Raw genomic sequence first — 14,585 nt, 5'->3', positions numbered from 1 at the left:
GACTTTTTTATTATAATGAAAACATACACAACAGAAGCAAGGGGGAAGACAATGATATATACATTAACTACGAATCCAGCAATAGATATGAATATATCTACTAATGGTATAAAGAGTAAATTAGTAAATCGTACATCCAATGCTATATATTCTCCTAATGGAAAAGGTCTAAATGTATCATTTGTACTAGGTCATTATGGAATAGAATCTAAAATATTGGGTTTTTTTGGAGGATTCTCAGGAAGATATATAGTTGAAGAAAGTGAAAAGAGAGGGTTTGATGTATTACCCACTTGGGTAGAAGATACAACCCGTATAAATATATTTTTAAATGATGGAAATGATGAGTTTAAATTTGTTAACTCTGGGTCATATGTAGATGAAAAACAAAAACTAGATATGTTAGAGAAGATAGAGGCTCTAGAAGATATAAGTCATTTATCAATAAGTGGGAGTCTACCACCTGGCATTGATGATAATTATTATGAAGATATATTTAAGATATGTAAAAATAAAAATATAAAAATAATACTGGATATAAGTTCACCAAAATTAAGAGAACTATTACAATATAATCCATATTTAATAAAACCAAATGATGAAGAAATCAAAGATATATTTGGAATTATTGTAAGAGATGAAGAGGATATTAAAGATGTACTTAAGTTATTACACTTGAAAGGTGCTCAAAATATATTGTTAACCTTAGGAGAAAAAGGTTCTTATTTCTATAATGGAAAATCAATTTATTATGCGAGTACTCAACCAGTTACAGTTGTTAGCTCTGCCTGCGCTGGAGATTCTGCATTGGCTGCTTTTCTAAGTATATGGTTGAAAAATCCAGAAGATATTGAAAATGCATTGAAAAGGTCATCAGCAACAGGAGCAAGTGTAGCTGAAAGTAATGGGATAGGCAATTTAGAAAATGTAGAAGATTATATAAAAAATATAAAAGTCAGAAAGGTGGTATAAAAATGGGGAAGAAAATGATTCTAGGGGTAACGGGTTGTCCAACTGGAATAGCTCATACTTTTATGGCAGAAGAAGCTTTAAAAAAATCAGCCAAAGAATTAGGTTGTGATATAAAAGTTGAAACTAATGGAGCCATAGGAGTAGAAAATAAATTAACAGCAAAAGATATCGAAATGGCAGATGCAATAATAGTGGCTTGTGATAAAAATGTTGATATGGATAGATTCAATGGAAAGCCAGTAATAGAAGTACCTGTCAAAGAAGGTATACATAAAGCTAATGAACTTATACAAAGGTGCATTGATGAGAAAGTACCTATTAGAAAAGGAAATAAGTCAAGTAGTAAGCTTAAAGAAGAAGGTAATTTGTCATTTGGTCAAAAGTTATATAAAGACTTAATGAATGGTGTATCTCATATGTTACCTTTAGTAGTAGCAGGTGGAGTACTAACTGCTATATCATTTTTATGGGGGATTTACTCATTTGACCCAAATTCAGAACAGTATAACCAGATAGCAGCTACATTAAAATCTGTTGGTGGATATTCTATGAATTTGATGGTTCCTGTATTAGCAGCGTTTATAGCTCAATCTATATCGGGAAGACCTGGTATGTTAGCAGGTCTTGTTGGAGGAATGATATCCTTTGACACAGGTTCAGGTTTCTTAGGTGGAATTATAGCAGGATTTTTAGCAGGTTACTTAGTAAATTTATTTGTACATGTATTAAGAAAATTACCACGACAATTAGAAGGACTTAAATCTATTTTTATAATTCCTATAGTCAGTGTAGGTATTGTTGGTGTAGTTATGTTATTGCTTGGAGGTCCATGCTCAGCACTTAACAATGCTATGATGAACTTTCTTTCAGGATTACAAAATTCAAGTCCTATAATCTTGGGAATAGTAATAGGTTGTATGTCAGCGTTTGATATGGGAGGTCCAGTAAATAAAGCAGCATATGTAACTGGAACGATGCTTCTAGGACAAGGAAACTACTTATTTATGGCAGGTGTATCTGCAGCTTGTATAACACCACCATTAGTAATAGCAATAGCATCTACTTTATTTAAAAACAGATTTACAGAAGAAGATAGAGCAGCAGGGTTAATTAACTATATACTAGGTAGTACTCACATAACAGAAGGAGCAATACCTTTTGCAGCGAAGAATCCATTAAAAGTGTTGCCAGTACTTATGATTGGTTCATCAATATCAGCAATTTTAACTTATATAATGAAAATAGAGGTACCAGCTCCACATGGAGGATTTTTAGTTCTAGGATTAGTCAATAAACCGCTTTTATGGGTAGGATGTATATTGGTAGGTTCATTAGTAGGTGCTGTGCTTTATATGATGGTTACACCTAAGGTAGTAGATAAGAAAAATACTACAGAAAATACAAGTGAAATTAAAAATGAAAACAAACATAAAAATGTAAAGTCGGAAAACGTATCTAATGATATCTCTTTATATAGTGAAGAAACAGTAGTTTTAAATGTTAAGGGAAAAAATAAAGCAGATGTAATTGATGAAATGATTGGGATACTTGATAAATCAGGTGTTATTTCAGATAAAAATAAGTTTAAAGAAGAAATCCTTAAGAGAGAAGAAATATCTTCTACAGGTTTTGGTATGGGAATAGCGATACCACATGCAAAAACAGATGCAGTAAAAATACCACGTGTAGCGGTGGGTATATCAAAAGAAGGATTTGACTTTGAATCAGAGGATGGAAGTCTAGTACACATTATATTTATGATAGCTGCAACAGATAATGGCGATAATTTACACTTAAAGACATTATCTCAACTATCTTCAAAGTTAATGAATGAAGAATTTTTAAATGAGTTATTAAATAGTAAGACAAGTAGAGAAATAGTATCAAAATTAAACAATGAAGAAATTAAATCATTATAAGTATATAGGAGGATGAATTATGGCATTAGTGACAACTAAACAAATATTATTAGATGCACAAGAGGGACATTATGCAGTAGGAGCATTTAATGTTGAAAATATGGAGATGGTTATGGCAGTAATAGAGGCTGCTGAGGAACTTAAATCACCTGTAATACTACAAACGACACCTTCAACAATAAAGTATGCAGGACTAGATTATTATTTAGCAAATGTAAAGGTAGCATCAGAAAAAGCAAGTGTTCCTGTAGCGATGCACTTAGACCACGGTTCAAGTTTTGGACTAGCTATGCAGGCACTTAGAGTTGGGTATACTTCTATTATGATTGATGGTTCCCATGAAAGTTACGAAGATAATATTTCAATATCTAAATCTGTTGTAGATGCATGTATGCCTTCATATATACCTGTTGAAGCTGAATTAGGTAAAGTTGGAGGTAAGGAAGATGACTTAGATGGTGGTGATGGTGGAGCATACACAGACCCACTAGAAGCAAAGGAATTTGTGGAGAGAACGGGAGTATCATCTTTAGCAGTAGCAATAGGTACGGCGCATGGGATGTATAAGGGAGAGCCAAAGCTTGATTTAGATAGATTGTCCGAGATTAGAGAGGTTGTATCAGTTCCATTAGTGTTGCATGGTGGGTCTGGAATACCAGATGAGATGATTAAGGAATCTATAAAAAGAGGAATTTGCAAGGTTAATTACGCAACAGAATTAAGGATTGCTTATAGTAATGGAGTTAAGGATGTGCTTAATTCTGACCCAGAAGTGATTGACCCTAAGAAGTATGGTAAAAAAGGTTTAGATTCAGTTAGAGAGTTTGTTAAGAGTAGAATGGAAGTTTGCGGATGTGTAGGAAAAGCATTAGGGACAGTAGAGTGTTAATAATAAAATAATAAGTAAGATTAGAGTAAGAGTTCTATGATAGAGCTCTTATTTTAATTCTTATAATTAAAAATTTAATTGAGAAGTTTGAATTAAGAAAGACATTATAATGAAATGAAAAGTTTTTTACTATTCCAAGTCAATATTGAAGAACATGATAGAGATATAGTTATCTAAGGAGAGGATATACTTCTATGATAAATGTGTGATAAAATAATTTTATGCACACTTGAGATAAAGTTATATATAATTACAGAAAAATTAAGAGATAAAATAGAGAAGATTTAGTGTATATTTATTTAATTAGATAATAGTGGATAATAAATGTGAGGTGATTATATGAGGAATATATCAGAGGATATTAAAAACTCAATAATAAATATATTTCCAAAAGAAAATACTATGGCCATCATAATATTTGGTAGTTATGGTACAGATAGGTATACATCAAAAAGTGATATAGATATAGCATGGATTCCTATCAAAAAAGTACCAATTACAGAACTTGCAATTAAAACAGAAGCTCTAAGAAATATATTAGATATTGATGTAGATTTAAAAATCGTTACAGATAATTATACAATAGCACTTAGAAAAACTATTCTAGAAGGTGATGTTATTTATGAAGCTAAAGATTTCAAGGATTATATAAATAATTTCTATTTTGAAAATAGTGATGTAATAGATATCTTAAATTGGAGGGATATGTATGATAATTAGAAACAAATTGTCTTGGAATTCGATAGAAGAAGTAAGCAGAGATTCTGGTTCTTGCCTGTATGATTTGCAAAACTTCAAAATACTATATACTAAAGAGGAAACACTTGTAAGAAGTAATTTTTTATGGATAACATAGATATACAAAAGAGATATTGAATGATTCTGCAATATCTCTTTTGAGTTAATAAATCATATGTATAAATACCTCATTAAGACGAACTAGACGTATTTCTACTATATTGACTTATAAAACCTTTAGGCATTTTACTTATAAAATATACAACCATTATGCAAGATAAAGGCTTGTCCACTATATTGCTGAGAATTCTTGGAAAGAATGCAGCAGTAAATATCTTCTGCCCAGACTGAACTAAAAAACCAACCAATAAATCAGCACCACTTCCACTTAAACCACCAAACAATAAAACTGAAATAGGAGTACCAATTAAAGGGCAAACAACAGATAAAATTATTCCTGTGATAATAGCTTCTTTATAACCAAAACCTTTTTTCTTAGAAATATAACCAACAATAAGACCAAGAGCAATATTTACAAGAGCAAAAGGTATATTTGTAGGCCCTGATATGACACCTAAAACTAAATTTGTGCATCCACCAATAAGAGCACCCCAAAAAGGACCTAATACAACAGCCCCAAGTACAGTACCAACTGTATCTAAAAATAATAATGGTATGTTTATCATAGATATAAACATACCTAAGACAATGTTAATAACTATACACATTGAAGAAAATGTGATTTTTTTAGTATTCAATTATAATACCTCCTAAAAAATGTATACATTTATCATATTATAGATTATAAAAGATTACTAATTGTATATTTCTATATAGAATATTAGAAATATAGAGCAAATAAATAATATAATTGGCGAAATATATAGTATTATTAAAATTAAGAATAACTAAGGAGATTATTATGAAAAGAAATAGAGAGATTGTAGTAGTATGTCATTGTATATTAAACTGTAACTCTAAGGTGGAGGGGCTATCAGAATTTAAAGGTGCACAAAGTATAGTAATAAATTTAATAAATAATGGATATGGAATAATCCAACTACCATGTCCAGAGATAATGATGTATGGAATAAATAGGTGGGGACATGTAAAAGAACAGTTTGACAATATGTTTTTTAGAGAACAATGTAGACAAATGTTATTACCTTATATAATGCAGCTTGATGAGTATTTAAAGAATAATTATGATATAAAAAGTATTATTGCAATAGATGGTAGTCCAAGTTGTGGCTATAATAAGACGTGTAGTTCTAAGAAGTGGTTTGGTGAATTGAGTGGTTGTCGTGATTTAAAGAACAAGATAAATGATGTACAAGTAGTAAATGGTAAAGGAATCTTTATAGAAGAGTTGGAGAAGTTACTTAATGAATACAATTTGAATATACCAATAGTTGGCTTTGATGAATCTGGAGAAGATAAGTAATAATATTATAAATATATTTTTAGAAAGTATGATAATTATTTATAATTAAAAGAATATTGAATATCTATAATGCTATAAATAAGTTTATAAAAGTATTATTTATATATAAGTTAAGTTTTTAATAATTTTAAAATTAAAAGAGTAGAATTTTTTTAAGATACTAGTTTGGTAAAACTAGTATCTTTTTTTGTCATGAAATCTATAAATTACATTTAAAATATGTATAGTTAATTGAATTACAAACAAATTTAAATTATGACCATTACTATTATAGAATGATTTAATATGTATGGGTTAGTGCCATAAAAAACTACTAGAAATATATGATTAGTTATCTTACCCAATCATGAGAAACCAAAAAAGTGTAAATTAAAAGAAATTTAGGGTACTAAAAATGATTACCTTTTATCAAATTGGAAAATTACGTTAAATTATGGAAAACGATTGACAAATAGAGTCAAATAAAGTATATTATTGGTAAGTTAGTTTAACGTACAAATAAATACTAATATAAAATCTTCTACATCAATTCATATATTAAAGTAGTTGACCTAAAAGTACATTAAATATAACACTATATCATCAATTTAGGAGGGTGGCTGTGGTAAGAATATTTGAAAACTATATTGAAAAAAGATTTGACAATGAACTATTGCGAATAGAAGCATGGGGAAAAAATTCCTTACGTATCAGGTCATTTGTAGACCAAAATTTTGTTGACGAAAACTATGCTCTTAACGAAAAGCCTAAGTTAAATAAAGACGATATTATAATTAATAAAAATGAAGATAATAGTGTAATCATTAAAAATGGAAAGATAAAGGCTGTCTTAGACCATAGAGATAGAATTACTTTTTACAATGATAAAAATGAAATATTATTGAAAGAGTATATTCGATTAAGAGCTGTAAAACATGATGACGGTGGAGAGGATGTAGGTACAATTGAAATTACCAAAGACTTTAACTCTACTCTTAAATTAAAGTCAAGAGAATATCGACCAAGTTACAGTGGAGACTTTGAAGTAACTACTAGATTTGAGTCTGAGCCTTCTGAAAAGGTTTTTGGAATGGGACAATATCAACATAAATTTTTAGATTTAAAGAATACTGTGCTAGAACTGGCACAAAGAAATTCTCAAATATCAGTTCCTTTTTATATTTCTAGTTTAGGTTATGGATTTTTATGGAATAATCCAGGGATTGGAAAAGTATCTTTTGCCAAAAATATGACAGAATGGAAGATGTTTTCTACAAAATTTATAGATTATTGGATTACTTGTGGAGAAAGTCCAAAAGAGTTAAACAAAAATTATTCTCAAGTTACAGGAACTGTTCCTATGATGCCTGAAAACCTTTTGGGGTTATGGCAAAGCAAATTAAGATATAGAACTTCAGAAGAAGTTTTAGATGTTGTGGAAGAATACTCGAAAAGAGGAATTAAACTTTCATCAATTGCAATTGACTATTTTCATTGGCCTAAACAAGGTGAATATAAATTTGACCTAGATTATTGGAAAAATCCTAAGGAATTAGTTAGGAAACTAAAAGAAGAGTATTCAGTAGAGCCAATGGTATCAGTATGGCCTACAGTTCAAAGTGATGCAGAAAACTACAATGATTATTTAGAAAATGGTTATTTAGTTAATGTTAATCGTGGTGTCAGAATGACAATGCAAATTCAAGGAAATACAGTATTTGTAGATATGACAAACAGAGATGCAAGGGACTATGTTTGGGATAGAATAGATAAAAATTATAAACAGCTTGGAATTAATTACTATTGGTTAGATGTAGCTGAACCTGGATATTCTGTTTATGATTTTGATAATTATAGATATAAAAAAGGAAATGTTTTAAGTTGTGGTAACATTTATCCTATTGATTATTTAAAAATGATTTATCATGGTTTACATGATGATACAGAGTCAGTTGTAACTCTTGTAAGAGGAGCTTGGGCAGGAGCTCAAAAGTATGGAGCTTTAGTATGGTCTGGTGATATTGATTCTAGTTTTGAAGCTTTTAATAATCAAGTGAATACAGGGTTAAATATGGGACTAGCAGGTATACCATGGTGGACGACAGATATTGGAGGTTTCCACGGAGGAAATCCTAAAGACCCAGAATTTAGAGAACTTATGGTAAGATGGTTCCAATATGCTACTTTTTCACCAATTTTAAGAATGCATGGAGATAGATTGCCTCATAGCAAACCATTATCAAATAAAGGTGGAGGTTCAATGGTAACTGGAGCTCCGAATGAGATATGGTCTTATGGTGAAGACGTTGAAGTAATTCTTACAAAGTTCATCAAAATTAGAGAAAGTATAAAAACTTATTTATCAAAATTGATGAAAGAAGCTCATGAAGAAGGAACACCAATTATGAGAACTTTATTTTATGAATTTCCTGAAGATGATAAAACTTGGGAGCTTGATAATACATATATGCTTGGAGATGAAATTTTGGTCGCTCCAATAATGAATTATAAAGATAGAAGTAGAAAAGTATATTTGCCAAAAGGATATACATGGGAGAATATCTTTAGTGGTGTTAGTTATGAAGGTGGAAAAACTTATGAAATTGAATGCCCACTTGAAGAAATTCCTATTTTCTTAAAGCAAAATTCTAAGTATAACTTTGAAGAACTAAAAAATATTTTGAGCGAGGTGAAATCATAATGGAACCACAATTATGGCAATTGTTATTAATAGTAGTATATGGATTTTTTATAAACTATGAAAAAAATTCAACAATGTTTGGAACATATCAACCAGTAACAGCAGGTTTTATTACTGGTCTTATCTTAGGTGATATAAACACAGGTTTATATATCGGAGGGACACTACAATTATTATCATTAGGTATTAGTAACTTTGGTGGAGCATCAATACCTGATTATCAGACAGCAAGTATAGTAGCTACATTTATAACTATTACAACTAAGCAAGAAGCATCTGTAGGAATCTCTATAGGTATTCCAGTTGCTTTATTGATGGTACAGTTAGATGTTCTTAGAAATACTATTGGTATATGGCTAGTTCATAAAGCAGAAGATGGAGCTAGAAAAGGAAATTACAAAAATATAACATATATGCAAATGTTAGGAGTATTATTAACAGCAGCTACAACAGGTATTCCAGTAGCTCTATCTGTAATATTTGGACCTTCTTTAATTAACACAATTTTAAAATATACACCTGAATGGTTAACAGGTGGTTTAACAGTAGCTGGAGGACTACTTCCAGCGGTAGGAATAGGATTATTACTTAGATACCTTCCTGCTAAGGAGTATTTTAGTTATTTAGTAATTGGTTTTGTTTTAGCAGTATATATGAAAGTACCATTGTTAGGTGTAGCTTTAATTGGAGGAGCAATTGCACTTATAATTTATAAAAAGAATGTAGAAAATCAAGCACAACATTATACTGTGGCAGGAGGTATGGATGAAGATGAGTGATAATGTATCAGTAAATAAATCAAATGAAAAAGTTAAAAAAAGTGTTCTGTGGCGTTGGTTTTTCACTAGTTCTGTTTCTTCAAATTATGAGAAGATGCAAGCTTTAGCATATTGTTATGCAGTACTACCATTTTTAAAGGTAGTATATAAAGATAACCCAGAAAAACTTCAAAAAGCTGTATTAAATCATTTACAATTTTTTAATACTAACCCATGGGTTGCACCTTATATTTTGGGTATTAATGTAGCTATGGAGGAATTATCAAGTGAAGACACTGAAGAGGCTGTTACCTCAATTAAAACAGGATTGATGGGACCAGTAGCAGGTTTAGGAGATAGTTTATTTGTTGTTATTCCATGGACAATTTTTGGAGCAATAGCAGCTAATATGGCGATAGATGGAAGTCCGTTTGGAATCCTGCTATGGATTGCAGTGAGTGTAGCGTTAAAATTATTAAGTATACCACTATTTAATGCTGGGTATACATCAGGTACTAAGCTAATATCTTCAATTGAAAAAAGTTTGAAGATTTTAACTGAAAGTACATCTATTTTAGGCTTAATGGTGGTAGGTGCATTGATACCATCTGTAGTAAAAGCTAATGTTGCTTTGAACTTTCAACAAGGCGACTTTACAATGAAAGGTCAAGAAATATTAGACCAAATTATGCCTGGATTAGTTCCTGCAATTTTAGTTTTAGTTGTGTATTGGGCTCTTAAAAAGAACATAAAGCCTATATACTTAATTTTAGGTGTGATGGTTGTTTCAATAATTTTATATGCATTAGGTATTTTAAAATAAGGAAAGGGTGATATTTAGATATGGAAATGAAAGGTATAAAGAATATTCGTATAGATGACCGTTTAATCCATGGTCAAGTTGCAACTATGTGGAGTAATAAATTAGGTGTTACAAGATTAATGGTAGTAAATGATGCAGTAGCTAATAATTCTGTGCAAAAACAAGTCTTAAGAATGGCTACACCTGCAGGAATAGCATCGTCTATAATTACAGAAGAAACTGCTATAAAAAATATTACTGCTGGGAAGTATGAAGGACAAAATGTATTATTAATTGTCAAGTCTCCTGTTGACCTTATTCCATTTGTGGAGGCAGGATTAAAAATACATAATATAAATGTAGGAAATATGTCAAGTAGAAAAGATACAACAGTATTAAAGCCTAATATCAGTGTTACAGAAGAAGAGAAAGAAGCATTTAAAAAACTTTTAGATGAAGGAATTGAAATAACAACTATAATGACGCCTGATGACAAGAAAACTTATCTTGTAGACATTTTATAGATTTAGAGAGGTGTATTAAAATGAATAGTATTATTTTGATGAGCCATGGAAATATGGCTGAAGAAGTCTTAAATTCTGCAAAAATGATAATAGGGGATTCTGTAGATTATCCTACTGTAAATATGAAACAAGATGATGGAATTGAAGGGACAATAAAAAAACTTAAAAAGGCCTTGGAAGTATATAAGGAAAGTTCAGAAATAGTTATAATGGTAGATTTACTAGGTGGAACTCCATGCAATGCAGCTTTATTAGAGGCTAGTAGTGATAGTAGAATTAAAATTATTTCAGGGCTAAATTTAGGTATGGTTGTTGAATCAGCTTTTTCAGATGCAGAAGAATTAGCAACAAAATTAGAGCAAATAGGCAAAGATAATATTTCTATTGTTGAACCAACATCAGGTTTATTATCTGATGATGAATAGATATATTATATTAATATTTAATTAATATATAACTTCTGAGAAAAAGAGTACAAATAATTTTATGTAAACTCCAGAATAAATTTAATTTTAGAATATATAATTTAAAGGGGTTATGGCTATATAGTCATAACCCTTATTTAAGATTATTTCTATTCTTGTAAAAATAGTATATTTCTAAATATATTCTTAACTTTTTTGATTTTCGTAATTACTATAACTAGTATTTAATTAAGATGAATATTTAATTGATTTAATAATTTAGGTCAGTTTCTAAAACTTTGAATTCACTTATATATAATTAAAGCTATTAGATAAAGTGACTTATGAAGTGGTTCATCTGTTGTAAATGTTGATTTAGACGTAGTTATCTTTTCTAGTGTTCTATTATATTTTTAGTAAAAGTAATATATAGATTCACTTAGATATTAAAAAATGTAACTAGCTTAAATAAGCTAGTTTTTAGATTATCCAATATTATAGTACAGCTATTTTATCATTTATGTCATTCATCAAAGTTAGGTTTTGTATATTTAAGAAGCTTTTAATATTGACAGCAGAGCCACCATATAGAGATGCCTCAGAACCTAATGATGAAATTTCTATATTTATGCCTTTGTTAAAAGAGCTAACCAGCATATCTTTTGTAATATCTAATATTTCAGGGATATTTCTGATTATTTGGCTGTTTAAATATATTATCTCAGGAGCATAAGTTGCAATAGCATTGTTTATAGCTAGTGATAGGTAACTACAAAACTCATGGATAACTTTTTTAGTATTCTGATTATCTTCATAGTATAGTTGTTTTACCATATCAGAATCTATTTTAGGAATATTTTCTAGACAACAAATCTGTTCAAATACTTTTTTCTCTGAACAATATTGTTCTAAACAACCACGGTTTCCACATGGACATAGTTTACCATTAGGCATGATAATAGTGTGGCCGATTTCACCACTCATACCATTTCTACCACTATATAATTTATTGTTTATTATAATGCCTGAACCGAATCCACTGTGGATGCTAAGACTAAGTAGTGAATTATGTACAGTTGAGAAAGTACTCTCAGCTAAAGCTGTTAAGTTTGCTTCATTTTCTATATGAATAGGGAAGTCGTATTTTTTACTTAGGATACCATATAAATCAATCTCATTGAGATTGTAATATGGAGTGAATAATATGTTATTTTCACAAGTAATCCCATGTATAGCTAAAGTAAGCCCTATTACATGATAAGGAGTGTCTATTTTGGATATGTTATAACTATCTATAATTTCATCTATTAATTGTATAACGTTACCTTTATTTACTTGTATATCTGTTAATTTCTTAGATTTTATAATAGTCCCATCTAAGTAAGATAGAGAAGAAAATATATAGTCATATCCAATATCCATACTTAAAGAAATCCCTGCACACTTATTAAATACTAAAAGTATGGGTTTTCTTCCGCCACTATGAGTACTATTTCCAATTCCTATTTCATGAATCAGAGACTCATCTATAAGTTTTTTGGTAATAGCAGATATAGTTGCTTTATTTAATCCTATAGTAGAGGCTATACTTGCTCTAGAAATAGGACCACTCTTTATAATTTGTTCAAGTACCAATCTTTCATTCATTTCTCGAATCGTGTATTTATCAGTAACCAATTTGATATTCCTCCTTAAAATAATATTGTAATACTTTTTAGACAAAAATAAAAGGCTATTTTGCATTGACAAAGATAATTAAATATTTTATTATTAGTTCATAAGTTAGTTTAATATACTAACAAAAATAAAGCAAGTAAAATATACCTAAAATATAAAAAATTAGAATAGGAAAACGATAATTATGAAGTGATGTCTCAAGGAGGGATAAAGTTGGAGTATGTGTTAGGTGTGGATATTGGTACATCAGGTACTAAAACAGTCTTATTTGATAAATTAGGAAATACTATAGAAAGTTGTACATATGAATATCCTCTTATACAAGAGAAAGCAGGTTGGGCAGAACAAGATGCAAATGATTGGTGGGAAGCTGTAGTTGAATCTATAAGACATGTAGTTCAAAGTTCCAATATAAGTAGTGAATGTATAAAAGGAATTGGGTTATCAGGACAGATGCATGGTCTAGTTATGTTAGATAAAGAGGGAAATACCCTAAGAAACTCTATAATATGGTGTGACCAACGTACAGTAAAAGAATGTGAAGAGATAACTGATTTGGTAGGTAGAGAAAGACTGATTGAAATAACTGCCAATCCAGCACTTACAGGATTTACAGCATCAAAGATATTATGGGTTAGAAATAATGAACCCAATATTTATAAGAATACTAATAAAATATTTCTTCCAAAAGATTATATAAGGTACAAATTAACAGGTGAATACGCTACAGAAGTATCGGATGCAAGTGGTATGCAGTTACTTGATATAAGAAAAAGAAATTGGAGTGATGAAGTACTAGAAAAGTTAAATATAGATAAAAGTCTTTTAGGTAAAGTTTATGAATCTCAAGAAATTACAGGATATGTTACTAGAGAAGTAGCAAACTTAACAGGGCTTAAGGAAGGAACAATAGTTGTAGGTGGGGCTGGAGACCAAGCAGCAGGAGCTATAGGAAATGGAATAGTTAAAGATGGGGTAGTTTCATCGACTATTGGTACATCAGGTGTAGTCTTTGCATATACAAAAGAACCAAAAATTGATAAAGAAGGTAGAGTTCATACTTTTTGCCATGCAATACCAAATACATGGCATGTTATGGGAGTTACTCAAGGGGCTGGATTATCATTAAAATGGTTTAAAGATAACTTCTGTCAAAGTGAACTGGAAGTATCAAGCTCTTTAGGTAAAGACGTATATGAAATTATAAATAGTCAAGTAAGCCAAGTACCAACAGGATGCAATGGATTACTTTACCTACCATACATGATGGGGGAGAGAACTCCTCATCTTGACCCTTATGCAAGAGGAGTGTTCTTTGGATTATCTCCAATACATTCTAAAAAAGAAATGGCAAGGTCAATTATGGAGGGAGTTTCATATAGTCTAAAAGATTGTATGGATATAATAGAAAAACTTAATATAGAAGTCAATGAAGTAAGAGCCTCAGGTGGAGGTGGTAAAAGTAAAGTATGGAGACAGATGCAAGCAGATATGTTTAATCAAGATGTATATACTATAAATTCAAGTGAAGGACCAGCGCTAGGAGTTGCAATTCTTGCATTAGTAGGAGCTAGAATATACGAAAATGTCCAAAAAGCTTGTGAGACTATAATAAAAACTTCAACTAAATTAGAGCCAATAAATCAAAATGTAGATACATACAAGAGATATCATAGATTGTATAAGAAGATATATAATTCTTTGAAAGATGATTTTAAATTATTAGATGAAGTAGTTAATTTTAAAGATGAAGAATAAAAATAGCTACAAATGAATAT

Annotated in this window: 14 protein-coding genes; 12 read left to right on the top strand and 2 right to left on the bottom strand. The window is 30.1% G+C overall.

Annotated elements, in window-relative coordinates:
• Positions 1-51: 51 nt before the first annotated feature.
• From ACTG48_RS17155 to ACTG48_RS17135, 5 genes are all read left to right on the top strand, one after another.
• Positions 52-972, top strand: coding sequence for a 1-phosphofructokinase family hexose kinase (locus tag ACTG48_RS17155; RefSeq protein WP_021386048.1), 921 nt, complete (start codon positions 52-54; stop codon positions 970-972).
• Between the two features lie 2 nt (positions 973-974).
• Positions 975-2,891, top strand: coding sequence for a fructose-specific PTS transporter subunit EIIC (locus ACTG48_RS17150; protein ID WP_479917492.1), 1,917 nt, complete (start codon positions 975-977; stop codon positions 2,889-2,891).
• Positions 2,892-2,910: 19 nt separating this feature from the next.
• The gene (gatY, locus tag ACTG48_RS17145; protein WP_479917491.1) at positions 2,911-3,780 is read left to right on the top strand and encodes a tagatose-bisphosphate aldolase subunit GatY; all 870 of its coding nucleotides are present in this window, start codon (positions 2,911-2,913) and stop codon (positions 3,778-3,780) included.
• Between the two features lie 339 nt (positions 3,781-4,119).
• Positions 4,120-4,500 carry a nucleotidyltransferase domain-containing protein gene (locus ACTG48_RS17140; protein WP_479917490.1) on the top strand — a complete coding sequence of 127 codons (381 nt, stop codon included), beginning with the start codon at positions 4,120-4,122 and terminating at the stop codon, positions 4,498-4,500.
• The gene (locus ACTG48_RS17135) at positions 4,490-4,636 is read left to right on the top strand and encodes a hypothetical protein (protein WP_479917489.1); all 147 of its coding nucleotides are present in this window, start codon (positions 4,490-4,492) and stop codon (positions 4,634-4,636) included. The genes ACTG48_RS17140 and ACTG48_RS17135 overlap by 11 nt, the downstream gene beginning before the upstream one ends.
• A gap of 73 nt (positions 4,637-4,709) precedes the next feature.
• On the opposite strand, the gene ACTG48_RS17130 is transcribed toward ACTG48_RS17135, so the two are convergent.
• The gene (locus ACTG48_RS17130; RefSeq protein WP_021386034.1) at positions 4,710-5,276 is read right to left on the bottom strand and encodes a CD3073 family putative ECF transporter S component; all 567 of its coding nucleotides are present in this window, start codon (positions 5,274-5,276) and stop codon (positions 4,710-4,712) included.
• A 164-nt stretch (positions 5,277-5,440) separates the two neighbouring features.
• On the opposite strand from ACTG48_RS17130, the gene ACTG48_RS17125 reads away from it, so the two are divergent.
• The 6 genes from ACTG48_RS17125 to ACTG48_RS17100 all read left to right on the top strand — a co-directional run bounded on the left by ACTG48_RS17125 (position 5,441) and on the right by ACTG48_RS17100 (position 11,151).
• Positions 5,441-5,962, top strand: coding sequence for a CD3072 family TudS-related putative desulfidase (locus tag ACTG48_RS17125; RefSeq protein ID WP_479917488.1), 522 nt, complete (start codon positions 5,441-5,443; stop codon positions 5,960-5,962).
• A gap of 601 nt (positions 5,963-6,563) precedes the next feature.
• On the top strand, positions 6,564-8,642 hold the full coding sequence (locus ACTG48_RS17120) for a glycoside hydrolase family 31 protein (RefSeq protein WP_479917487.1): 2,079 nt from the start codon (positions 6,564-6,566) through the stop codon (positions 8,640-8,642).
• Complete coding sequence (locus ACTG48_RS17115) at positions 8,642-9,421, top strand: PTS mannose/fructose/sorbose/N-acetylgalactosamine transporter subunit IIC (RefSeq protein ID WP_021385973.1); 780 nt, start codon at positions 8,642-8,644, stop codon at positions 9,419-9,421. The genes ACTG48_RS17120 and ACTG48_RS17115 overlap by 1 nt, the downstream gene beginning before the upstream one ends.
• Entirely contained in the window at positions 9,408-10,223 is an 816-nt protein-coding gene (locus ACTG48_RS17110) for a PTS system mannose/fructose/sorbose family transporter subunit IID (RefSeq protein ID WP_223153229.1), read from the top strand. Before ACTG48_RS17115 ends, ACTG48_RS17110 begins: the two co-directional genes overlap by 14 nt.
• Positions 10,224-10,243: 20 nt before the next feature.
• Complete coding sequence (locus ACTG48_RS17105) at positions 10,244-10,726, top strand: PTS sugar transporter subunit IIB (protein WP_044213929.1); 483 nt, start codon at positions 10,244-10,246, stop codon at positions 10,724-10,726.
• Positions 10,727-10,746: 20 nt separating this feature from the next.
• Entirely contained in the window at positions 10,747-11,151 is a 405-nt protein-coding gene (locus tag ACTG48_RS17100) for a PTS sugar transporter subunit IIA (RefSeq protein ID WP_021386091.1), read from the top strand.
• A 474-nt stretch (positions 11,152-11,625) separates the two neighbouring features.
• Here the strand turns inward: ACTG48_RS17100 and ACTG48_RS17095 are convergent, their stop codons facing one another.
• Positions 11,626-12,807 (bottom strand): ROK family transcriptional regulator, encoded by a 1,182-nt coding sequence (locus tag ACTG48_RS17095; RefSeq protein ID WP_021386077.1) that lies wholly within the window; start codon positions 12,805-12,807, stop codon positions 11,626-11,628.
• A 213-nt stretch (positions 12,808-13,020) separates the two neighbouring features.
• On the opposite strand from ACTG48_RS17095, the gene xylB reads away from it, so the two are divergent.
• Entirely contained in the window at positions 13,021-14,565 is a 1,545-nt protein-coding gene (gene xylB, locus ACTG48_RS17090) for a xylulokinase (RefSeq protein ID WP_479917486.1), read from the top strand.
• Positions 14,566-14,585 lie beyond the last annotated feature (20 nt).

Source organism: Clostridioides sp. LIBA-6822 (assembly GCF_056688955.1).
Note: the sequence above shows the minus strand (reverse complement) of the source record. Positions and strands in the feature narration are given on the sequence as shown.

Coding starts and splice junctions, on each gene's coding strand:
- ACTG48_RS17155 (WP_021386048.1), top strand. CDS start 52: ATGATATATACATTAACTACGAATCCAGCAATAGATATGAATATATCT.
- ACTG48_RS17150 (WP_479917492.1), top strand. CDS start 975: ATGGGGAAGAAAATGATTCTAGGGGTAACGGGTTGTCCAACTGGAATA.
- gatY (WP_479917491.1), top strand. CDS start 2,911: ATGGCATTAGTGACAACTAAACAAATATTATTAGATGCACAAGAGGGA.
- ACTG48_RS17140 (WP_479917490.1), top strand. CDS start 4,120: ATGAGGAATATATCAGAGGATATTAAAAACTCAATAATAAATATATTT.
- ACTG48_RS17135 (WP_479917489.1), top strand. CDS start 4,490: ATGATAATTAGAAACAAATTGTCTTGGAATTCGATAGAAGAAGTAAGC.
- ACTG48_RS17125 (WP_479917488.1), top strand. CDS start 5,441: ATGAAAAGAAATAGAGAGATTGTAGTAGTATGTCATTGTATATTAAAC.
- ACTG48_RS17115 (WP_021385973.1), top strand. CDS start 8,642: ATGGAACCACAATTATGGCAATTGTTATTAATAGTAGTATATGGATTT.
- ACTG48_RS17110 (WP_223153229.1), top strand. CDS start 9,408: ATGAAGATGAGTGATAATGTATCAGTAAATAAATCAAATGAAAAAGTT.
- ACTG48_RS17105 (WP_044213929.1), top strand. CDS start 10,244: ATGGAAATGAAAGGTATAAAGAATATTCGTATAGATGACCGTTTAATC.
- ACTG48_RS17100 (WP_021386091.1), top strand. CDS start 10,747: ATGAATAGTATTATTTTGATGAGCCATGGAAATATGGCTGAAGAAGTC.